Genomic DNA, 22,492 nt, shown 5'->3' with positions numbered 1-22,492 from the left:
TGTCTCCCCCTTTAGCTCGCAGAGTAACGACTCAGTCGTTTCTCCAAGTAATTTTGCAGTGCTGATAACACTGAGCAGAATAGTAAATAGAACAATCCTGCTTCGCAATAGATCAGCAGTGGCTCATAGGAGGTGGAAGCAACCTGCTGTGCTGTTCTGAACATCTCCGTATAGGTAATGGTCGCTGCCAGTGAAGTGTCTTTGACCAAGCTAATAAAGGAATTCGATAACGGCGGTACAGAAACACGGGCAGCTTGTGGCAGTATAACGCGGCGCAGTGCCTGGGTACGAGTCATCCCAACGGAGAAGGCCGCTTCCCACTGACCTTTATGTATAGACAGGATAGCAGCACGTATAATTTCTGATGAATAAGCCCCTACACTAAGCGTAAATCCAATGGTTGCGGCTATGAAAGGGTCGAGCACGATTCCAACTGCCGGCAAACCATAGAAAATAATAAACAGTTGTACCAACAAAGGGGTTCCACGAATGACCCATACATAAAAGCGAGCGATCAGCTTCGGAAGTACCCACGGGGAGAGACGAGCTAGTGCAGTCAATATCGCTAAGATCAGTCCCAGTGCAAATGATATCAATGCCAAAGGAATGGTAAAAGCCACCCCAGCTTTTAGCAGGGGTAGCAGTGAATCTAAGAAAATTTGTATTTTGCGGTCATCCATTTTTAGACATCCTTTTTTGGTTCCAAGCTGGTTAGCTTCTGAAACCTTGTATTATTTTGAAACGTCAGCACCAAAGTATTTCTCAGAAATCTTTAAGTATGTGCCATCGCTCTTCATTTCAACAATTGCATCACTAACTGCTTTTACCAACTCATCGTTGCCTTTTAAGAAAACAGCTGCGCTTTGCGAACCGTCAGGAATCTCATCTACCACTTTAATTTTCACATCAGGCTTTTGCTTTTTCAGGTCCAGATAAGACAAACCATCATTTACAGTCGCATCAATACGGCCTGAGGTCAATAGGTCCATCGCTTGATTGAACCCGTCTGTAGCAACGATTTCAGCACCGTTCTCACGGGCGATATCGGACAGGTTACTGGTTAGAGATTGTCCAGCTTTTTTACCCTTAAGATCTGCAAATGTTTTGATATCCTCATTGTTTTCACTCACTATCAATACCGCTTTAGATACGATATACGGTTCAGAAAAATCATATTTCACTTTACGATCTTCATTAATGGATACTTCGTTAAAAATAACATCAAAACGCTTGGCATCCATCCCAGCAAAAATACCGTCCCACTGTGTCTCAAAAAATTCTGGTTCAACACCGAGGCGCTTCGCTACTTCCTCAGCAATTTCTACGTCAAAGCCGGTCAGTTTCCCCGAAGCGTCATGATAAGTAAAGGGTGCATACGTCCCTTCTGTTCCTATACGCAATTTGCCGCTAGCTTTAACAGCTTCCAGACTGTTTTGCGCAGTGGCTGTATTTCCACCATTCGTTCCAGCTGAAGAATTTTTAGAAGTATCGGTATTCGAATTATTGCCGCAGGCCGCTACAAACACCACGGTTAACGCCAATAGAATAGTTAAACTTAGTTTTTTCATTATTAATTCCCCTCTCTTTACCCGGAATTCATCCGGTAAATTGTATACTACACTGGCTGCTGTTTACCGTCAATGGTTTTTTCCGATTATATACATCGGAATTGTAATATTAGGTAAATCTCTACCCTTATATTACCCATTCTTAGAATAATCCTTCACAAGATCCTCTCTTTACATCTCAGAAAGATATGGTATATTTATTAACAAATTAAATATGGACCTGTTATTTCACTAGGGGAGTCGGCCGACTGAGACGGAGCTTCAAGCTCCGGACCCTTGGAACCTGATCTGGATCATACCAGCGGAGGGAAGTGGAGCAGAATTTTCATCCCATGCATTTTTAGTGTTCCTATGCTGAATGAACTTTTTGACCCATTTATTTCCCACCGGAAATGAATGGGTCTTTATTTGTTTACAATCAATCACAAAACTTAAGCGTAGGCTTCCGAAGCAAATTTTGTACGATGCTTTCCAAGAAGCCAACGCTCACAAAACTTTTTAGGAGGTTCGACCATCACGACAATCCTATCCATTCAAGGCTTAACCTACTCCTTTCCGGAATCAGAACAACCCCCTGTATTCGCAGATCTATCCATGGATATCAGGCAAGGTGAGTTTGTTTCTGTCATTGGGGTTAGCGGATGCGGAAAAAGTACGCTTTTCAAAACTATAGCAGGATTGCTCGAACCCACTCATGGGAAAATAATAATTCATTCGAACTCGTCATCCTCTACTCGCTTAGGTCAGATCGCATACATGCCTCAGCAGGATTTGCTGCTGCCTTGGAGAACCGTGCTCGACAACTGTCTTTTGCCCTGGGAGATTAAACCAAGGTTTAGTAAACAACAGACGATCTCTCACATTCGGGAAATGCTGTCACGCTTCGGTTTGGCCGATGTAGAGAGGGCTTATCCCCATGAGCTATCGGGTGGCATGAAACAGCGAGTCGCATTTCTACGAACGCTTGTAGCTGGCGGCGGGGCCGGTCTTATGCTGCTAGATGAGCCATTTGGAGCGCTCGACGCTATGAGCAAACGTGAGATACACCGTTGGCTGTTGGAGCTTTGGGATGAGCTGGATCAAACAGTGATGCTCATCACCCATGATCTAGAGGAAGCGCTGTTACTAAGCGATCGGATTTATTTATTGTCTGGAGGCATGCATAGCGAATTACAGGAGATCGTCGTTGATTTACCGAGGCCAAGACATTACAAGATGAACTATGAACCCCGGTTTATAGCGTTACGGGAAGAGTTGGAGCGGAGACTGTATGCATCCCATACCTTTTAAAAAATATTTAAACAATTACGGCCCCTTCATTCTACTGCTATTGTTCATTCTTGTGATCTGGGAATCAGCTGTTCGTCTTCACTTGATTCCAGCCTTTATCCTACCTGCACCTTCTTCAATAGGTATCGCATTGATCGAACACAGGCAATTACTCAGACCGCATTTAATGGCGACACTGCAGGAAATATTGGTAGGTTTTGTTCTCTCGGTTATCTGTGGTTCACTGCTGGGCACCGGAATGTTCTTATTTCGCCCCCTTGAAAAGGCCATCTATCCGTTCCTTATTATCAGTCAGACGATCCCGTTAATCGCGCTATCCCCCATTTTTATTATGTGGTTCGGGTATACGCTGTGGAGCAAAGTGGCTGTTGTGTTTCTAACTGCTTTTTTTCCAGTCGTTGTGAGTACATATGACGGACTTCGTACAAGTGGTCCAGCCTACAAAGACTTATTGTTAACATTTGGCGCAAACCGCTGGCAACTGCTTGCTAAAACCCAAATCCCGCTGGCGCTGCCCTCTTTTTTCTCAGGACTAAAGCTATCCATTGTGTACTGCGTGATTGGAGCAACCATCGGCGAATGGCTCGGCGGCAGCAAAGGACTCGGTTACTTTAGCAGAAGGATGGCCGGAAATATGCAAAGTGCCGAAATGTTCGCCGCTGTATTTCTGTTGTCCGCGCTCGGTGTAGTGTTGTTTCTGATGATAGCTCTGCTCGAACCATTATTTTTAAAGAAAAGAGGATCTAAGCAATGAATGATTTTAATTTCCAAAGAAAATGGCTTATTCCCGTATTTCTCATATGTTCACTCCTAATCTTCACCAGCTGCGGAAAAGCATCCAATGTAAGTAGTCCTCCTGCTAATTCATCTAATAACGAAATTAAACAAACGCACAAGCTGACGATTATGCTCGATTGGTATCCCAATGCCGTTCACTCTTTTTTATATGCTGCTGAGCAGAATGGTTATTTCCAAGAGGAAGGTCTGGACGTAGAGATCCAAATGCCCGCAGACAGCAATGACGCACTGAAACTTGTAGCAGCGAATCAAATCGATTTAGCGCTTAGCTATCAACCTCAGGTGCTCATGGCACGCAGTGAGAACATTCCAGTACGTTCGATTGCTGCGATTGTGAGGCATCCGCTTAATCATTTAATGGTACCTCAGGCTGGTGACATTCATAGTCCAAAAGACCTCACAGGTAAACAGATTGGGTATTCTTCCATTCCTCTTTATGAAGCCATGATTCGTACGATGATCCAAAACGATGGGGGTGACCCTAAGGCCAGCAAATTAATAGACGTAGGCTTTGATCTTATTCCGGCGATTGCGACGGGGCAAGTGGATGCTATTATGGGAGGGTTCATTAACCACGAACAATTAATCTTGGAAAAAGAAGGTCATCGCGTGAACTCGTTCAATCCCACGGATTACGGAGTCCCCGATTATTATGAGCTAGTCCTTGTCGCCAGCGATCAAGGAATACAAAATTCTGAATCCTATTTCAAAAAGTTTCTAAATGCAATTACAAAAGGACAACAATTTGTGCAGGATAATCCGGAAAAAGCGTTAAATTTGCTGCTTGCACACGAAGATGAGACCTCTCCACTCGATAAGCAAATTGAAGAGAAGAGCCTGGCGATTCTACTACCGCTAATGAATGCGGGTGATCAAGATTTTGGATATCAAGCGCCCGCGTCTTGGGAGAAGGTACGACAGTGGCTATCGGACAATGATTTACTGTCTACTGACATCAAAGCTGAGGATGCTTTTATTAATCTTTAAACATTAGCTATTCGCTCATAAAACTTGAGGAGGAATAATCATGAGTTATCTATCCAAAGTACGGAAATCCAATCCACTGGTCCACAATATCACCAACATCGTCGTAGCCAATTTCTCAGCCAACGGTCTTTTGGCGCTCGGTGCCTCCCCCTTTATGGCGGATGCTCACGAGGAAGTGGTCGATATCGCAGCATTTTCATCTGCCGTAGTTCTAAATATCGGTACACTGAATGACTACGCCATTCAATCCATGGTGCTCGCGGGACAATCTGCGAATAAGCACGGCGTTCCCTTAGTTCTTGATCCAGTGGGTGCGGGAGCCACTTCTTATCGAACAGCGGTCACTCAAAAGCTAGTGAATGAGATGCAGATTACCGCTCTACGTGGCAATGTAGCTGAAGTTGCCAATGTCATTGGTGAAAGCTGGTCTATTAAAGGGGTAGATGCAGGCGAAGGGGATGGCGACGTAGTCGTCTTGGCTGAGACTGCCGCGCGGAAGTTAGGCTGTGTAGTTATCATCACCGGAAAAGACGATGTCATCACAAATGGAGATAACACCTACATTGCCAGCAACGGTCACCCTATTCTAACGAAAGTAACGGGAACCGGTTGTCTGCTAAGTGCAGTAGTCGGTGCATTTCTAGCGGTAAGTGAAGGAGCATCTCTTGAAGCCGCAGTAGAAGCTCTCTCCTTATATGGAGTGGCTGCTGAAATCGCCGCTGAACTAACGACTGGACAAGGTCCGGGGAGCTTTCAAATCGAGTTTCTAAATCAATTGAGCTTGGTCACAGCTGAAACTTACCAAGATAAATCAATAATCCAGCAACTCAGATAACAACCCTAAGGAGTGAACAATGATGATATCTAAAGCTTTAACTATAGCCGGCTCGGATAGCGGTGGTGGCGCTGGCATCCAAGCAGATCTAAAAACCTTTCAGGAGCTTTCTGTATATGGAATGAGTGCTCTTACGGCTGTGACAGCCCAGAACACCCTCGGAGTTCAAGGTGTTTATCCGTTGACACTGGAAGCTATTATTCAGCAGCTTGATTCCATTGGACTTGATCTGAAGCCGGATGCTGTGAAGACCGGAATGCTTTTTAACAGTGACATCATACGTATCGTAGCAGAGAAGATCCAGCAATACAGCTGGCGTAATCTTGTAGTTGATCCTGTGATGGTTGCTAAAGGGGGCTCCACGCTGCTACAGCAAGAAGCTGTTCAGTCCTTAATCAATCATCTCCTCCCGCTAGCCTTAGTGACGACACCCAATATTCCAGAGGCTGAAATGATTACCAACAGAAGCATCACTACTATAGTCGATCGTAAAGAAGCGGCTAAACTCATTCATGCCATGGGCTCTAACTATGTAGTGCTAAAAGGTGGGCATGATACCTCAACTACGGCTGTTGTGGATCTCCTATATGATGGTCACGAATTCATCTTTATGGAGAGTCAACGAGTTCAGACTAGACACACGCACGGCACAGGCTGCACCTATTCAGCAGCAGTCACTGCCGAGCTTGCTAAGGGCAAAACCGTTCCCGAAGCAACACACATAGCTAAAGCTTTTATACAAGCGGCGATTGAAGACGAGCTGGGCATAGGGGCTGGACATGGACCTACGAATCATTTTGCATATCAGAATAGATTGCGAGGGATGAACCTTGAAGCAAATAGACAGTGATCAACTGCGGGATTTATTAAAAGTCTATTTCATTATGGGCAGTGTGAATTGTCGGATAGCCCCAGCCAAGGTATTAAAAGAAGCGGTCGCGGGAGGCATAACGATGTTCCAATTTCGTGAAAAAGGTACTGGGGCATTAACTGCCCAAGTTAAATTTAATTTAGGAAGACGGCTCCAAAAGATATGTCGTGCTAACGGAGTCCCTTTTATCGTTAATGACGATATTGATCTAGCCATCGCCCTTGATGCGGACGGCATTCATGTAGGACAAGATGATACCCCTGCGCTAGCGATTAGGCAGCTGCTTGGCGAGGATAAGATCGTTGGTGTGTCCGCTCATTCGCTCGCCGAAGCTCGGCAGGCGATAGCGGATGGAGCCGATTATCTGGGCATTGGTCCTGTTTATCCTACCTCTTCCAAGGAGGATGCCCAAGCTGTTCGAGGCACATCAGTTATTGAAGAAATACGAAACAGCGGCATTACGATTCCTTTGGTTGGCATAGGCGGGATCACGGTGCACAATGCAGCACCAGTACTAGCTGCGGGTGCGGACGGTATCTCCGTTATCTCAGCTATTGCGGGCGCTGAAGACATCACCTTGGCAGCCAGAGGATTTGTTCACGAAGTTAATTTAAGCGGGTCATAAGCTCACTCAGCTCTTCTCCGCTCAAATGCCGCCATTGTCCTCGCTCCAAACTATCAAGTGTAATATTCATGATTCTTATACGCTCTAGCTTTAGTACTCTATATCCTAACTCCTTGCACATTCTGCGTATTTGCAGATTAAGGCCTTGAGTTAGGATAATTCTAAACTGACATTCCGCGATCCGAGAGACCTCACAAGGTTTTGTTGTGACGCCAAGAATATCCACACCACTAGACATGGCATGTATGAATTCTGACGTTATTGGCTTGTCTACATGAACTACATATTCTTTTTCATGCCCATTCTCGGAACGCATCATTTTGTTTACGATATCTCCATCGTTGGTTAACAAAATGAGGCCTTCCGAGTGTTTATCTAATCTGCCTATCGCAAAGATCCGTGAGGGATAACCTACAAAATCTATAATATTCCCAGCTACATTTGGCGCAGCTGTACAGGTGATGCCTATCGGTTTATTCAGCGCGAGGTATACCGGCTCCCCTTTACTGCTTGTTATGGGCTCTCCATCAATCCATACGATATCCTCTGGCTCTAAAAGAATATTCCCATCACAGACGATGCCGTTAACAGCGATCCGGCCTGCGGTAATGAGTCGTTTCGTTTCCCTTCTGGAACAGAAGCCTGTTTCGCTTATAAATTTATCGATTCTCACTGATGATCCTACTTTCCTTCTGATACTGTACTTGCATCTATCCATAAAAAAACACCTGATTTTAACGATCAAAATCAGATGTTAACCTACAGGAATAATTGATTTCAAGGGAGCTATTTCGAGCTTCCGCTTTTTTTCACGTTATTGCCCTTGCTTCCACTTGCATCTTTAGCGCCTGGACCCGTGGTTGGAGCACCTTTTGCAGGTTTAACTGGTTTTGCTGTTTTGTTCCAGCGTGTCCAGCCCTTACTCCCCGTACCTCTGCCTGTGCCGCCACCTTTACTTTTTGCACCCATCTTATCACTCCGTCAGTCATTCAGAATTCGTATAGTTTATACACTTCATCTATTTTACCACACTCTCAAACTTTCTGTTTAAGTAATAGCTCAGCTTCGTCTAACGATACTCTGATTAGTATTTAGCATCTTTATTCATTTCATGAATATCAAAGGTATCTTCATGTATTTCAATGGCGATGACAGTACCCTCTTTTTCGAAAAATTGCACATGCCCTAACCGCTTGTCCTCCAGCTCCACCCAGCCAGCATCCTCTAATTTATTAAAGTAGTGGTCAGGTCGATAGAGACCTTGTTCTCCCCCTATATTATCCAATTCGTATTTTACGCCTATTTTTATATTGGGGTTACTTGAAGTTGTTGTCACTTCGATTTCCTTTGCTTTCTTAGGAATAGGAATTTCAGCATTTATAGAAGATATTCCGTACTCTTGCTCCTCTTGAGTTGATGATGTACATCCGCTTGTGAATAGTATTAAAGGTAACCATAAAAAAGCTAATAAATATTTATACAGGTATATCAGCTCCTTCCCTAACTTATTTTACCAAATCAACCCATTAAAAAACACCCCATCAAAGACTAAGCTTTGATGAGGTGTCTATTTCGAATCAGCTTTACAGCTTATCCATTTTATTTAGGCTGAATATAACCTTCTGCTTTCAGAAGCTCAGCGATCAATACAGCACCGCCAGCTGCTCCGCGCAGGGTGTTATGGGAAAGACCTACGAATTTGTAATCATAGATGGCATCTTCGCGAAGTCTGCCCGTCGATACGCCCATACCATTCTCAATATCACGATCCAGTTTGGTCTGTGGACGGTTCTCCTCTTCGAAATAAGTAATGAACTGTTTAGGGGCGCTAGGCAGTTCAAGCTCTTGAGGACGTCCTTTGAAGCTATTCCAGAGTTTCAGAATCTCTTCTTTGGATGGCTTTTTCTCAAAAGAAACAAATACAGCAGCCATATGTCCATCCGCTACAGGCACACGGATACACTGCGAAGTAATCGTCGGCGCTTCACTTTTTACGATGCCTTCCTCTTGTACGCTTCCCCAGATGCGCAATGGCTCTTGCTCGCTCTTCTCTTCTTCGCCACCAATGTAAGGAATCACGTTGTCTAGCATTTCAGGCCAGTCAGCAAAAGTCTTGCCCGCACCCGAAATTGCTTGGTAAGTGGTGACTACAACTTTAGAAGGGTTGAATTCTTTAAGTGCATGAAGCGCAGGCACATAACTTTGAATGGAGCAGTTAGGTTTAACCGCAATGAAACCAGTCTCAGTTCCCAGACGTTTTCTTTGCTGCGCAATAACCTCAAGATGCTCTGGGTTAATCTCAGGAATAACCATAGGCACGTCCGGTGTCCAACGATGCGCTGAGTTATTGGAGATAACTGGAGTACCCGTACGAGCATAAGCTTCTTCGAGCGCTTTAATCTCTTCTTTTTTCATGTCTACTGCGCAAAAGATCAGGTCTACGTCCGCAGCTACTTCTTCTACCTTAGAAGCATCTTGAACCATAATATTCTTCACGTTCTCAGGCATTGGAGTGGATAGCTTCCATCTGCCCTTGGCCGATTCTTCATACGTTTTCCCAGCAGATTTCGCACTGGCAGCAATCGCAGTTACTTCAAACCAAGGATGATTCTCTAGAAGGGCAATAAAACGTTGTCCTACCATACCTGTGCCGCCAACTATGCCGGCTCTTAGCTTTCTTGACATCAGAAAATACACTTCCTTTTGATTAACTGTCCTATTGTGAATAATAGGCCGATAATTAATGATATACGGGTCGAGAACATTTGGCGAGTGTTAACATCAAAATAACATTAAAAAATTTAATATTTTCATTTAAACCAGCCTTTTTCCTTAAATCGAGTGATCGCTTCAATCCGATTTCCCACATCCAGCTTATCGAGGATAACAGAAATGTAGTTCCGTACCGTACCGGTGGTAATGTACAGCTCGCTGGCAATTTCTTTCGTATTTTTGCCATCGGCGATCAGGCCGAGTACTTCCTTCTCCCGCTGAGTCAATGGATTCACTTCACCGCTGTAGGCTTCATCCATCAGCTCCGGTGCATACATGCGTCTGCCTGCAATAACATTCCGGATAGAGAGTGCCAGCTCTTCACTAGGACTGTCCTTCAGCAAATAAGCATGAACACCCGCTTTGAGCGCACGTTCGAAATATCCCGCCCGGGCAAAGGTCGTTAATATCATCGTTTTGCAGCCGCTAGTCTTCAGGGCTTCTGCAGCGTCGAGACCACTCATTGCCGGCATCTCAATATCCATAATACAGATATCCGGTTTAAGCTGCTGAACCATTGCAACAGCTTCTTCCCCATTACTTGCTCGGCCTACGACCTTCATATCCTCTTCTAAATCAAGCAAAGAAGCCAACGCCCCGAGGAGCATTCGTTGATCCTCAGCGATTACAATTTTAATCATTATAGGATGACCTCCTGTTCCTGATGTTTGAATGCATTGGGTACTTTAATCACAATTGTAGTCCCGCTATCTCTCACGATATCCATACAGCCATTCACAAATTCAAGACGCTCTCTCATGCCTTGCAGCCCATGACCTTTAAAATAAAGATCATTTCCAGGTATACCGGTCCCATCATCTTTCACTTTAATGACTAGATCCGTGCGTGAGGGGTTAATCTGAATAGAGCAAGACTTTGCCCCGCTGTGCTTCACAACATTAGTGACAGCTTCCTTTATACACATGCTTAGCACATTTTCAGTTATCAATGAGGTATTGGTTAGCTTCGGATTTCCCTCCAGCTTAAAATCAATCTCAGCAGCTGCAAGAAACTGCTGAATATGAATAAGTTCATCTTCAAGCCGAATGCCACGCATTCGCGTAACCATCTCACGAACCTCTTTCAGCGCACTTCTCGCCGTTTGTCGAACATCATTGATCTCTGCTTTTGCTTGGGTAGGATTAGAGTCGATTAGCTTTCCTGCCAAATCACTCTTCAGACCAATTAATGAAAGCTTCTGACCTAATGTATCATGAAGATCTCGCGAAATCCGTTGACGTTCTTCAATCTTAACGAGTTCGGAGATTCGCTTATTCGCATCCTCCAATTGATCTTGTAACTTGCCCTGATTATTTCGGTTATACGTACTGATTGGAAGTAGAATCACTGCAATCATACTTACTAGCACGAACGGTAGTTGACTAATAAACACTGAATTACGCGAGAGCAGCTCATAATTGATTGTAATGATCGTAGTTAACAGATGAATAGAGTACAGTGTGAAGAACCCTACTCGATTCTGTATATTCCCAATAAAAAAGGCTAAAAAAAGCGCAAAATACATATATCCGAACAAAAGCGTCATTGTTATAGAAACTATAATTTGGACACTCGTCCAGAAATAAACCAGCCACCCCTTAGAAACAAAGGAAAGCACATAACAAACAAAAAATACAGCAATCATCAAGATTCCCCAAACTACTTGGTAGGTAGAGGAGGAGCGAAATATAAAATAAAACGGTAGAATGTAAAAAACGACCCACACATAAGGGCTGAGACCTGTGCTTTTATGAAAAATATGATGCCACTTTTGCATGACCGCTCTCCTTTTTACCATACATTACTCTCCTTATTCTAGCACAAATTCAGTGAAAATCTGTTGAACCACTACGATAAATAGAAAAAGATTAGAGCCACGAATGATTTCTCCGGCTCTAACCTTTCTTTATACTCCTATTTTGTTCGAACCTATAGTTATTATTCTCCTTGGAGTCTAGTCTTATGAACTTGCAGGACTTCTCCCGCTACCTTAGGTTTGCTTAGTCTCGACTTTACCTCTTTAAAGCTGATGAAGCACTTATTCTCCTCATCCCAAAGACGGAAGTGTAGAGCCTTCAAGCTAGTGCTAAGCGTTATGGTCGTCGCCTTTTGCAATGGTGGCGTAGCATTATGTGCTTTTTCTAAATTATAGTTGGGTACCTTTGGACTTAAATGATGGACATGGTGGAACCCGATGTTCCCTGTGATCCATTGCAATAGCTTAGGTAGCTTGTAATATGAGCTTCCCTCTACTGCAGCCATAACATAACTCCACTCCGATTCATTCTCGAAGTAGGAATCCTCGAACTGATGCTGAACATAGAACAACCATATTCCGAGAAAACCGGATACAAAGGCTATTGGCAATTGCACCATGATAAAGGCTTGCCAGCCGATCGCCCAAATAAGCAAACCGTAGAGAGCTGCGATAGATACATTTGTTAAATAGGTATTCATCCGTTCTTTACGTCTAGCGCCTTTAGCATTAAACCGATATTGAATCATAAAAACAGCAATAGGTCCTAAACCGAACATCACGAGTGGGTTACGGTAAATCCGGTAATACAGACGTTTCCAGGATGAAGCTGCTTCATATTCATCGACAGTCATAATCCATATGTCACCAATCCCTCTTTTATCGAGGTTACTGGAGCTGGCGTGATGAATGGAATGACTATGCTTCCACTGCCGATAAGGAACAAGTGTAAGTACACCTGTAATCGTTCCGATAATGTCATTCGCTCTACGATTCTTAAAGAACGAACCATGTGTGCAGTCATGGAAAATAATAAAAGTTCGGATTACAAATCCTGCTGCAGGAATGGCCAACAAAAGGGTGAGCCAGTAGGAAACGGATAAAGAGAAATAAGCTCCGCCCCATAACAGCACAAGTGGCCCTAAAGTATTAATGAGCTGTCTTATGCTCGCGTTGCGGTCGTTTTTTTCGTAAGGGGCTACACTTTTTTTAAGACTGGAGAGCTGTGATGTCTGTTTTGTAGTCATCTTTATCGTTTCCTCCTTGATGTGTCTGGCTAAGGATCTTTTTATCTATCCTAAGTATAGGAGATAAAGTGTCATCCTATAAGTCATAAACATCAAGTAAAGGGTATGATAAATGTCATACTTATGCCCTATTTCCCCCCTTTTGCTATGCAATCCGTGTACTTCTTCGTTAATTAACCTGCCTCGTATGCTCTTCACGATATTCCGTAGGCGTCTGACCGCTAGCTTTTTTAAAGACTTGAGTAAAATATCGTGGATCCTGATAACCAACTAGTGGAGCGATCTGATATACCTTCACATTACTACTTTGCAATATATCCTTCGCCTTCTCCATTCGACAGTGAGTCACATACTCCAAGAACGTATAGCCTGTTATTTGTTTAAATAAAGTACAAAAATGACTGACACTAAGATCGGCAAGCTCCGATACTTCTTCAATACTTAAGTCTTTATAGTAATTACTCTCGATATAACGTTTCGTCTTCTCGATGGAACTGCGTGTGTCTTCCCGATTCACAGGTTTACTACCTTGATCCAATCGCTCCCCAAATTCTTCCTTCAACGCAGACATCATTTCACTCAAGGTAACCAAATGGTGCAGCTTACTTAGTAATCCATGTAGAGACCAATCCGAATTTAGATTCAAATGTTCAAAATGTCTGTATAACACAACAACCATTTCCACAAGAAGACGTTCTGCTATCTCTTTAGGAATAGCTTGAGCCTCAATATATAATGCCAACTCATCAAACAATGATGACATTTGGTTTCTATTCAAGGTACGAATACTCTCTATCAACGAGGTCTCCAGCTCTTTTGGATATTTCACTTCTGTATTGTCTGCGAAGGTTGTTTCCTCATCTATATACACCCCGGCAAGACCATAATAGAAACGTTGATACAAAGCCTTCGCAGCCAATGGATACACCGTACTTAATTGATCAATCCCTTGTGTACAGCGGCTGATTCCTACAGAGCAGCTTAACTTGGAGTATCTTTTGATCCCTGTAATTAAATGTTCACCTAGTTCTCTTCTGCTCGCGCTTAAAGATCCAGGAAAGAGCAATATCCACTCCCCGTTATGAAAAGGAAAGACTGTAAGTACTCCATGTTCCAGAGACCACTCTTCAACAATATTACGGATCGCAAACAGCCACAGCCGCTTTTCTTCCACACTCCACTGCCCAGTAAGCACAGAATAATCATCCAATTGGACAACAGCCATGAAATATCCACTCTCAAGTTCACTGTTCTCCAGCCATTTCAGGTGTTCAAGCGGCCTTGCATTTCCCAAAGTAATTTCAGCAAACATCCGTTCACGGGCTAGCATCGACAGCATCTGAACGGAATGCATCATCTGATCGTTCTCTTTTTGCTCATCCAGCCTCGTTTTCGCTCGGTATAGCATTTCAACCAGTTCGTCATGGTCGATGGGTTTCAGCAAATAATCAAAGGCTCCTTGACGCAAAGCTTCTCTCGCATATTCGAACTCCCCATAACCACTTATAAAGATAAATACCAGCTTAGAATTCTTTGGTAATACTTCCTTCATCAAAGTGATTCCGTCAATCACAGGCATACGGATATCGCTGATTATAATATGCGGTGTAGTTTCTTCTATTAAGCGGAGGGCTAGTTCTCCATTTCGAGCCTCTCCCACAATTTCCATCTGGAGATCATCCCATGGAATAGCTACTTTTAGACTACGAAGAATAATCGGCTCATCATCTACGAGCAGTACTTTATATTTCTCTTCTATCTCATCCATTCCAGCACCTCCATGCTTATTGAACACTTGAGTTTTGGATCAGATTCCAGTATTCCATCGATGATGCCTGCACTAGCTTTAAAGCGTGATCTGCAGACATTTCTTCGTTAATCATTTTTTCGATGACACTTAGGAACATTTTCTTAACTTCAGGTGATAATACGTTATCGTAAGGCACAAAGCTCTTGCGGTTCACTTCCATCATTTCCATCACTTGCGCGAATACCGGACCGGTCTTCTCCGGATCAAAAGCAATACGAATGGATGGAATTCTCAGTCCTTCATATACAATTCGGGTCTGAACTTCCTGCGTGTAAAAAGCCTTCATAAGATCCAAAGCGGCTTCCCGTTTAGCTCCATTTAGTTCGGAGGAAAGACCGATGCCGATGGTATATCCCCCCGCAATCGAAGGCTCCTCTCCTTGCTTCAAGGCAGGAAATGGAATAACGCCTACCTCATTCTGAAAATCAGCTGGAGCCGCACTACCAGAAAATAAATTGATATCCCAGTTCCCGTTTAAATACATCGCAGCCTTGCCGCTTGTAAACAAACCGACTGCATTTTCAGTTGAGAGATCATTAGACTGGGGACTAAAGGCACCTTCTTTTATCCATTGATCCAAATGCTCAAAAGCCTTTAAATAGGACTCATTCTGAAAGCTCGCTTGATCTTCACCTGTGATTAGCTTTTGGAACACTTCGGAGCCAGCATAACGATCCATTAAATAATGTGCAAAGATCCCGGCAGGCCAGCGATCCTCGTTCCCGAGTGCAAACGGAATGTATCCTCCAGCCTTGAGCCTCAGTATGACATCATCGAGTTCTTGAAGCGTTGTAGGCGCCCCTAGACCAAGCTTGTTGAAAATAGTCTTATTGAAATACAGTGGTTCAGCGTTTCCTTCGATGGGCAATCCATAAATATGGTTGTCAAAGGTCCATAGATGCAGATCCTTGAATTGATTGGTTAGACCGTTCTCTCGAACAAAATCAGTCAGATCAACCAGCCGATTGGAGCGCACGTACGGCTCTATTTCAGCTCCACCAAATAAAACAAACATATCTGGTGGCGTGCCAGTAACCATCTCGCTTTTCAGCTTTTGTTCACGGTGTATCGTCTGGTCTAGTCCTTCAAAATTGACTTTCACATTCGGATGCGCAATTTGGTATTTATCCACGATCTCTTCAAAGATAGCCAGCAGTGGCCGATCATGCTCTTTGATCCAGAAGTGACGGAAAGTCAGCGTTATTTTTTCTGGTGAATTATCTTCAATCGGTTCGTGATCTCCTAACGTAATAAATAGAACAGCGCCAGATATCAGCACTAGATATATCCACATCCAGCCCCACTTCAATAACCACTTCATGTCAATCTCCCCCTGTTTCCTCTGTATGATCGATTATGGCAGTATTTTTGGTATTCGGATTCGAATCGTTGAACCAAATCCAGGGGATGAACACACAAGTAAGCCATATGGACTGCCGAATCTGATATTCAGGCGCTCATGAACATTCTTAAGCCCTACACCACTATCACTATATTTCTTCTGGCCGCCTCCCTCGTTATCCCATAGATTCATCATCTTGGCTAAGTCGAAGCCCGGACCGTTATCTTTTACGATAATGATCATATCCGTACCCATTTCATAGGCTGTGATTTCTATGATTCCAGGGTCCTCCATCGGCTCAATTGCATGGTACAATGCATTCTCTACAATGGGCTGAACAATCAGCTTTTGAGTCATAAACGTTCTAAGACTCTCAGGAAGATTTATAATATACGAGAATTTATCCTCGAAACGAAACTTTTGAATATCCAGATAATGGCGAACATGTTCAAACTCCATTTGCAGAGGTATCAGCTCTTGATTCTGACTAATACTGATTCGCAGCAGCTTGCCGAGTGAAATGACCATTTTACTAATATCTTTATTACCTTGCAGCACGGCCATCGAATTAATCGATTCCAGTGAATTATAAATAAAATGAGGATTAATCTGCGCCATCAATGCCTTCATTTCCGCTTCCTTTTTGCGACCCTGCTCCGTCTGCACTTGCACAATCAACTCGTTGATCTGTGTGCTCATCCGGTTAAAGCCATCAATCAGAAAATCACTTTCATCATCCGCACGATAACGTGTAGTGATAGGTGTAAATATCCCCTGCTTCACCCGCTTCATCCCGTTGACCGCGCTGTTAATGCTATAAACGAGCCTTCTAACAAAATATCGGTCAAACAAAATGGCGGATAACAATGAAACCGTACTCAAAATAATCGCAATATTACGAATAGATATAGATTCCGAAGAGATTAGATTCATCGGTGTAATCGCTGCCAAATACCAGTCTTTATTATGTGAAGGAAGGAAGGTTATGAGTGATTTTTCCCCCTGATAGTTGTCGATGTAATAGTTTTGTTCCTTGGCATAATCATTTTCTAAAAAAGGGAACTCCGTGCGCTGCCCAATATGTTCACCGGATTTGTTAAAAACGATATTCCCCAGCTTGTTCACCAGCAGAATATCACCCTTCTTAAGCGTTGCTGCCTCCCAGAAAATCTGATCCAGTAAATCAGGTTTAACATTAACGACCAAATAGCCTATATCTTCAAGAGAATAATAATCTTTGATTACTCTGGCTTGCACAAGTACCGGATGGCCCGATAACGCCGAACCATTCTCACCAGGTCCTGACCATACGGGGCGCCCTTCAGCGTTTTCCATAGTATGAAACCAACTTTGCTTCTTCATCTCCTCAAAGGACATCGGCGCATTGTATTGATAAAGCAACCGATCTTTACTATATAAACTAAATGAAGTAATCATCGGATGATTAATGAGTAAGTTGTTGAGTTCCTGCTTGCGATCATAGGTGAGCACAAAGTTAGACTGCTTGAGCGATTGTTGAATAACCGGTTGTGTGATCGCAGAATTTGAGATCGAGGAGATTTCACTAAGTGCGAATTTGAGCTTTCGATCCGTTTCGAGCAGTGAAACCCAGTAGAAGTTACTTGATTTTTTCTCCATAGCGTTAGAGAAGTTAACGTAAGTAACAATCCCCATCAGAATCACTGGAATAAAGACGAGAAGAATAATAGCGAACAAGATTTTACGGCGGAGCTTCATGGTATTCCCCTTCCCCCTGCTGTCTCTGTCCTCTAGTATTCTTCACGAAACCGCCCATTCCCTTGTAAATGTTAAAAGTAAAATCAGCTCTTAATAGCTCCTGAGGTTAGTCCTGCAATTACCCAACGACTAAATAACAGGAAGACGATCAGCAGTGGCAAGGTCGCCGTAAACGTAGCTGACATGATCATTCCATAATCCAGACCGTCGCGATTGGAGAATAACTGCTGGAGCGCGATTTGTATTGTAAAATGTTCTTGGTTCTTTAACACGACCAAAGGCCAGAAGAAGTCATTCCATACGGTCATAAAATTCAATATGCCTAGTGTTGCCATAGCTGGAGTGATAACTGGAATGGCGATGTTCCAAAAGATCCGGAAATGTCCGCCGCCATCAATCCGTCCTGCTTCGATCAGTTCCGTATGTACAGCTGTAGAGATATACTGCCGCATCCAAAAGATCCCAAAGGCATTAACCATAGCCGGAACAATCAGCGCCTTGAAAGAGTCGATCCAGTGGAGCTTGGCCATAATTACATAAGTAGGTAACACACCAAGCTGCTGGGGTACAAATAGAGTGGCAATTACAAAGTAAAACAGAATATTTTTAAACGGGAATTCATATTTAGCAAAAGCATAACCAGCAAGTGTACAGAAAAATACGACCGATATGGTTACCATAGACGAGACGAATAATGAGTTTCCAAGAGCTTGGAAAAAATCCGTTTTATCCAGAACCCGCTGGAAATTATCAAAAAACTGGTTCCCAACCGTAAGCAAAGGGGGTACATGGAATACTGCGCCCCTATCATTTGTGCCAACTACAAACATCCAGTAAAAAGGAAAGATGGACACGAGTGCACCAAGAATCAGAATGAGATAAAATCCTACTTTGCCGAAAATCCCAAGATCATCCGGATCTTTTTTTAATAGACGCACAGTACTCACGCTTTACCCCCTCCTGTATCTCCACCCATGCGGCTTGAAACCAGCATATTAAGGACAGAAAATATAATCGTAACCACAAACAGCAGGACTGCCGTAGCCGCCGCCGTACCGAAGAATCCATTGCGGAATGCCTCGCTATACAAATAGGTAACCATAGTGATGCCTTCCTGACGTGTAGATCCCGTTCCTGATTGTCCTAAGAATACATAAGGCTCAGTGAACAGCTGCAGGGCGCCTATAGTCGAGAGCAAAGTGACAAATACGATGAACGGTTTCAGTAATGGCAATGTAATGAAGGTTAATTGTTGCCTTCTGTTCGCTCCATCAATACGGGCTGCTTCATATAAATCCGTCGGAATACTTTGAAGTCCTGATAGAAAAATAATGGCATTATACCCTGTCCAGCGCCACATCACCATGGTTGAGATCGCGATTTTGACCCCCCACCAGCCAGAGTTGAAGGCCACACTATCAAGCCCTAAACCACTGAGCATCCAGTTGATCATCCCGTTGTTCCCAAACAGCGTACTAAACACCAGGGTAACCGCAACGATAGACGTAATATTGGGCATGAAAAAGAGAACACGGAACGTTTTCTTGAAACGAGTCATCCCCGAATTCAACAATACGGCAATCAAAAGCGCCAATAGGATCTGTGGAACAGTTCCGAGCAGTCCCATAATTAAGGTGTTGCTAAAAGAAATCCAAAAGGTAGGGTCGCTTGTGACCAATTCATAATTTTTCATTCCTACGAATTTCATAGGATTCAAGGCATCCCATTTAAAGAACGAGAGGTAGATCGTAAAGAAGATCGGATATAGTCCAAATATCGAGAACAGAATAAAAAAAGGAGAAATGAAAGTATAAGCGGTGATGCGGCTCCTTCTTTGTTCAGTTAAAAACGGGCGCTTGCTCTCGGCATGCGGACTCGAAATAACAGGCTCAGCCATGTCACACCTCCAGGTAATCTAACGTATTAAGCAAAAACGTCTTTGACGTCTCTATAAGGACGCTAAGCAAGCGTTCATGCGAGATAAATCCGAATTCATAGAGAATACCGTTCTCCATGAATCCGGACCTTCTAGAAATAGAGTGCTTTTATTAGAAATCTTAACTGCGTTCAGCCAGTGTTTTCGCTTGTTTTACAGCTTCATCCCACTCTTTAGCCGGATCAGCCTTTTTCTCCAGCACATTTTTCAGTGCATTTTTGAAGAAGGTATCGGTTTGGTCATGAAGAGGACCGTAGTATACAGGTTTTACACGATTAGCAGCTTTACCAAATTCAACAGCCGTTTGTTGTCCACCGAAGAATTCATCCTTGAAATCTACGAATGCCGGATCTTCGTACAGGGCAGGTATAGAAGGCATCAATCCTTTAGTTTTGAATGATTCCAGTTGATTATCCTTGTTATCCATCCATGCGATAAAGTCATAAGCTTCTTTAGAATGCTTACCTTCTTTAGGGAGTGTCAAGAACGAACCACCCCAGTTACCAGCACCTTCTGGAAGCTGCGCGATTTTCCATTTGCCAGTGGAGTCTGGAGCATTACTCTTAACATTCCCTGCCATCCAAGCAGGTCCCATAACCACTGCAAATGATCCGTCGTTCATCCCTTGTCCCCATTCAGGAGACCAGAGCATCACATTGCTGATCCAGCCTTCTTGGATACCTTTAACTGTGAAATCATAAGCTTTGCGAACTTGCGGATTAGTGTCTCCGATAAAGCTGCCATCCGCTTTGCTGAAATAGATTTCATCCGCAGATTGGTCACGTAATGCGTTAAATGTAAGATCAGTAAGGTCTACAAACGGTTTGCCTGTCTTTTCCTTGAAAGCTTTGGCTACAGCTGCGAACTTGTCCCAAGTATCAATCGCTGCGCCAAATCCTTCGGAGTCACTTGGCAATCCTGCTTCTTCAGCCAAATCTGTTCTGTAATACACAACCGTTGGACCGATATCTGTAGGAAGACCCAGCTGGAAGCTTCCATCTACGGAAGAGGCTTGTTTCCATTTCCAATCCAGATAGTTCGCTTGAATATCTTTGGCTCCTAGATCATTCAGGTTATAGAATTTATCCTGTGCATTAATAAAACGCTCCATGAAACCGATTTCAAGTTGGAAAATATCTGGTGCGCCCGACCCCGCCGATAAAGCAGTGGTCAAATTATTATGGTGAGCCGTTTGGTCACCGGTATTTTGAACCTTGATCGTAACGTTTGGATGTTCCTTCGTGTACTCTTTCGCTAGATCCTCGTAGTTCACGTTACCGAGTGTCCAGAAAGAAAGTTCGATTTTCTCAGCAGGCTCAGTACCCTCGTCTTTTGTAGGTTCATTTGTGCTTGCTGCGTTGTTACCTGTATTTTTACTTGATGCATTATTCTCGGCGTTGTTGCCTCCGCATGCTGCCAGTGAACCTACAAGCATGATAGCGACTAACGAAAGCGCCAAGTGTTTTACTTTATTCATTCCCCTGTACCCCTTTCAAAGGTTTCTCTTACAAGATTTAGTGTACAGGGTTTATATTCTTTTTTTGAGGAGGCAAACTTCCGATTTATGGTGGAAATATTTACGAACTCAAGATCAGCTTAAATAAATATTTCATACAGACCTATGCCTACTAATAACAATCCACCGATAAGATCAGAATGTTTACCTAGCCAAGTTTTGGACATTCGATTCCCGATTTTCATTCCGGCAGCAACAGTGATAAACGAAAAGGCACCCACTGAGATCGCTGTGAATGTTGCGTTCACGCCGCTGATCCCTGCTCCAAAGCCTGTAGCAATACAATTGATAGCTAGCGCCACACCCAACCACACCGATTCTTGCCATTTTAAAACATGACGATAGCCAGTATCTGTAGAAGTTGTGCTGAGGACGTTGCTCTCTATATCCATGCTTACATTTGAAGTTGGTTTCTTATGCACAGCTTTAATACTCCAGATTCCCATAAACAGAATCAAGCACCCTCCAATGGCATTTCCATTCGCTTCAGAAAAATATTCTGACACATACTCACCTGAGGTTATTGAGATATATGTAGCCAGCATCGACAGAACAGCAATAATCAGATTAGAAAATGGTGTAATTCTTGTGGACCTAGCGCCAAAGGAAACGCCTATTCCTAAGTTATCCAAATTTGAAGCCAACCCAATAATGATGATGGAAAGCCAATGCATATCTAGACCCCCTTAATACATTCATAACTATGTTATGTCTGAGATGGGCGTATAGAATTTTGTCCAAATGTGCTGCTCATAGAATGTTCGTCAGCTTCATTTATATTGGATTTCTCATGCTTCCACAGTTATACTATTTTTATTTCTAACTTCATTAAATGATCAAAAGGAGTTAAATACTTATGCCAATTAACCGCCCGCTGCTAACAGACAGCGATTTCCAAGAAGCCGTTGACCGCAAACTACCTGTTCGTGTATTTCAGGACGATCATTTGGTGAATTCAGGGGCCACTGTTGTCCGCTTCACCGATTCTGATGTAGTTATTCAGTCGAGGGTTAGCGATCTGACTTATTACGCTCGTAAGAGTTGCCAATTTTATGAGGTTAGACCCTAAAAAAAGCCGGAACACACTGACCCTTGGGATCAATGCGTTCCGGCTTTTTTCAGCAGACATATGTAGTAGCTCTTACTTAATATTTTTGTATGTGCCATACACTTTCATTTTTTCATTCAAGACTTCCTGAAAACTCTGCTTCTTCTTATTAGCTCTCTCTTGTTTAGGATTGACCACGGGCTGAGGTCTAAAAAACTGATGATTGTAAGCCATAAGATTATGTACCATCACATTCATTGAATTCCAACCTCCTTAGGTAATCATTTCCTGAAATACGCGGAGCAACCACTACTACTTAAAAGTTACTTACCCAGCAACATATAGACCGAAACA

Annotated in this window: 24 protein-coding genes and 1 riboswitch; of the genes, 7 read left to right on the top strand and 17 right to left on the bottom strand. The window is 43.3% G+C overall.

All coding sequences use genetic code 11. The annotated features are described in order from the left end of the window. Positions 1-11: 11 nt before the first annotated feature. Together MKX60_RS17850 and MKX60_RS17845 are read right to left on the bottom strand one after the other, a co-directional pair. A complete protein-coding gene (locus MKX60_RS17850) occupies positions 12-680 on the bottom strand; it encodes an amino acid ABC transporter permease (RefSeq protein WP_042187519.1) in 669 nt (222 codons plus the stop codon). Positions 681-731: 51 nt separating this feature from the next. Continuing rightward, positions 732-1,568 carry an amino acid ABC transporter substrate-binding protein gene (locus MKX60_RS17845; protein WP_076282859.1) on the bottom strand — a complete coding sequence of 279 codons (837 nt, stop codon included), beginning with the start codon at positions 1,566-1,568 and terminating at the stop codon, positions 732-734. 223 nt (positions 1,569-1,791) lie between these two features. Next, a riboswitch (TPP riboswitch) is annotated at positions 1,792-1,895 on the top strand. 267 nt (positions 1,896-2,162) lie between these two features. Here MKX60_RS17845 and MKX60_RS17840 point away from each other — a divergent pair. Genes MKX60_RS17840 through thiE form a run of 6 tightly spaced genes read left to right on the top strand, consistent with a single transcriptional unit; the run spans position 2,163 to position 6,974 of the window. Beyond that, positions 2,163-2,858 carry an ABC transporter ATP-binding protein gene (locus MKX60_RS17840; protein WP_341060573.1) on the top strand — a complete coding sequence of 232 codons (696 nt, stop codon included), beginning with the start codon at positions 2,163-2,165 and terminating at the stop codon, positions 2,856-2,858. Next, complete coding sequence (locus tag MKX60_RS17835; RefSeq protein ID WP_341060572.1) at positions 2,839-3,612, top strand: ABC transporter permease; 774 nt, start codon at positions 2,839-2,841, stop codon at positions 3,610-3,612. Before MKX60_RS17840 ends, MKX60_RS17835 begins: the two co-directional genes overlap by 20 nt. Continuing rightward, a complete protein-coding gene (locus MKX60_RS17830; protein ID WP_341060571.1) occupies positions 3,609-4,643 on the top strand; it encodes an ABC transporter substrate-binding protein in 1,035 nt (344 codons plus the stop codon). The genes MKX60_RS17835 and MKX60_RS17830 overlap by 4 nt, the downstream gene beginning before the upstream one ends. A gap of 40 nt (positions 4,644-4,683) precedes the next feature. Beyond that, positions 4,684-5,478: a hydroxyethylthiazole kinase gene (thiM, locus tag MKX60_RS17825; protein ID WP_076282862.1), complete on the top strand. Its 795-nt coding sequence runs from the start codon at positions 4,684-4,686 to the stop codon at positions 5,476-5,478. A gap of 22 nt (positions 5,479-5,500) precedes the next feature. Further along, positions 5,501-6,328, top strand: coding sequence for a bifunctional hydroxymethylpyrimidine kinase/phosphomethylpyrimidine kinase (thiD, locus tag MKX60_RS17820; RefSeq protein ID WP_076282863.1), 828 nt, complete (start codon positions 5,501-5,503; stop codon positions 6,326-6,328). Further along, complete coding sequence (thiE, locus tag MKX60_RS17815; RefSeq protein WP_143764012.1) at positions 6,318-6,974, top strand: thiamine phosphate synthase; 657 nt, start codon at positions 6,318-6,320, stop codon at positions 6,972-6,974. The genes thiD and thiE overlap by 11 nt, the downstream gene beginning before the upstream one ends. Here the strand turns inward: thiE and MKX60_RS17810 are convergent. From MKX60_RS17810 to MKX60_RS17745, 14 genes are all read right to left on the bottom strand, one after another. After that, positions 6,955-7,647 (bottom strand): pseudouridine synthase, encoded by a 693-nt coding sequence (locus tag MKX60_RS17810; RefSeq protein WP_341060570.1) that lies wholly within the window; start codon positions 7,645-7,647, stop codon positions 6,955-6,957. The genes thiE and MKX60_RS17810 overlap by 20 nt on opposite strands. A 113-nt stretch (positions 7,648-7,760) precedes the next feature. After that, positions 7,761-7,943, bottom strand: a complete 183-nt coding sequence (locus MKX60_RS17805; RefSeq protein WP_042187505.1) for a DUF3934 family protein — start codon at positions 7,941-7,943, stop codon at positions 7,761-7,763. A gap of 115 nt (positions 7,944-8,058) precedes the next feature. Continuing rightward, positions 8,059-8,259, bottom strand: a complete 201-nt coding sequence (locus MKX60_RS17800; protein ID WP_179086692.1) for a hypothetical protein — start codon at positions 8,257-8,259, stop codon at positions 8,059-8,061. A gap of 314 nt (positions 8,260-8,573) precedes the next feature. Further along, on the bottom strand, positions 8,574-9,659 hold the full coding sequence (gene asd / locus MKX60_RS17795; RefSeq protein ID WP_076282867.1) for an aspartate-semialdehyde dehydrogenase: 1,086 nt from the start codon (positions 9,657-9,659) through the stop codon (positions 8,574-8,576). A 125-nt stretch (positions 9,660-9,784) separates the two neighbouring features. Beyond that, positions 9,785-10,387 carry a response regulator transcription factor gene (locus MKX60_RS17790; protein WP_341060569.1) on the bottom strand — a complete coding sequence of 201 codons (603 nt, stop codon included), beginning with the start codon at positions 10,385-10,387 and terminating at the stop codon, positions 9,785-9,787. After that, on the bottom strand, positions 10,387-11,523 hold the full coding sequence (locus MKX60_RS17785; RefSeq protein WP_341061130.1) for a sensor histidine kinase: 1,137 nt from the start codon (positions 11,521-11,523) through the stop codon (positions 10,387-10,389). Before MKX60_RS17785 ends, MKX60_RS17790 begins: the two co-directional genes overlap by 1 nt. Positions 11,524-11,684: 161 nt before the next feature. After that, complete coding sequence (locus MKX60_RS17780) at positions 11,685-12,749, bottom strand: fatty acid desaturase (protein WP_042187494.1); 1,065 nt, start codon at positions 12,747-12,749, stop codon at positions 11,685-11,687. A 169-nt stretch (positions 12,750-12,918) separates the two neighbouring features. Further along, the gene (locus MKX60_RS17775; RefSeq protein ID WP_339270726.1) at positions 12,919-14,517 is read right to left on the bottom strand and encodes a response regulator; all 1,599 of its coding nucleotides are present in this window, start codon (positions 14,515-14,517) and stop codon (positions 12,919-12,921) included. Positions 14,518-14,533: 16 nt separating this feature from the next. After that, positions 14,534-15,880, bottom strand: coding sequence for an ABC transporter substrate-binding protein (locus tag MKX60_RS17770; protein WP_076282869.1), 1,347 nt, complete (start codon positions 15,878-15,880; stop codon positions 14,534-14,536). 33 nt (positions 15,881-15,913) lie between these two features. Beyond that, positions 15,914-17,638 (bottom strand): cache domain-containing sensor histidine kinase, encoded by a 1,725-nt coding sequence (locus tag MKX60_RS17765; protein WP_341060568.1) that lies wholly within the window; start codon positions 17,636-17,638, stop codon positions 15,914-15,916. A gap of 83 nt (positions 17,639-17,721) precedes the next feature. Beyond that, positions 17,722-18,585, bottom strand: coding sequence for a carbohydrate ABC transporter permease (locus MKX60_RS17760; protein ID WP_094868591.1), 864 nt, complete (start codon positions 18,583-18,585; stop codon positions 17,722-17,724). Next, positions 18,582-19,535 carry a carbohydrate ABC transporter permease gene (locus MKX60_RS17755; protein ID WP_042187483.1) on the bottom strand — a complete coding sequence of 318 codons (954 nt, stop codon included), beginning with the start codon at positions 19,533-19,535 and terminating at the stop codon, positions 18,582-18,584. Before MKX60_RS17755 ends, MKX60_RS17760 begins: the two co-directional genes overlap by 4 nt. Before the next feature lie 160 nt (positions 19,536-19,695). Then, positions 19,696-21,051: an ABC transporter substrate-binding protein gene (locus tag MKX60_RS17750; RefSeq protein WP_076282873.1), complete on the bottom strand. Its 1,356-nt coding sequence runs from the start codon at positions 21,049-21,051 to the stop codon at positions 19,696-19,698. A 119-nt stretch (positions 21,052-21,170) separates the two neighbouring features. Continuing rightward, complete coding sequence (locus MKX60_RS17745) at positions 21,171-21,764, bottom strand: manganese efflux pump (protein WP_076282874.1); 594 nt, start codon at positions 21,762-21,764, stop codon at positions 21,171-21,173. A 182-nt stretch (positions 21,765-21,946) separates the two neighbouring features. Here MKX60_RS17745 and MKX60_RS17740 point away from each other — a divergent pair, with 182 nt between their 5' ends. Beyond that, a complete protein-coding gene (locus MKX60_RS17740; protein ID WP_042187476.1) occupies positions 21,947-22,159 on the top strand; it encodes a hypothetical protein in 213 nt (70 codons plus the stop codon). Positions 22,160-22,231: 72 nt separating this feature from the next. On the opposite strand, the gene MKX60_RS17735 is transcribed toward MKX60_RS17740, so the two are convergent. Further along, positions 22,232-22,396: a hypothetical protein gene (locus MKX60_RS17735; protein ID WP_179085705.1), complete on the bottom strand. Its 165-nt coding sequence runs from the start codon at positions 22,394-22,396 to the stop codon at positions 22,232-22,234. Between the last annotated feature and the right edge of the window lie 96 nt (positions 22,397-22,492).

Source organism: Paenibacillus sp. FSL R5-0914, from assembly GCF_038004525.1.
Classification (GTDB): Bacteria; Bacillota; Bacilli; order Paenibacillales; family Paenibacillaceae; genus Paenibacillus_AQ.
The sequence above is the reverse complement of the archived record's forward strand: the minus strand, read 5'-3'. Positions and strand labels throughout refer to the sequence as shown.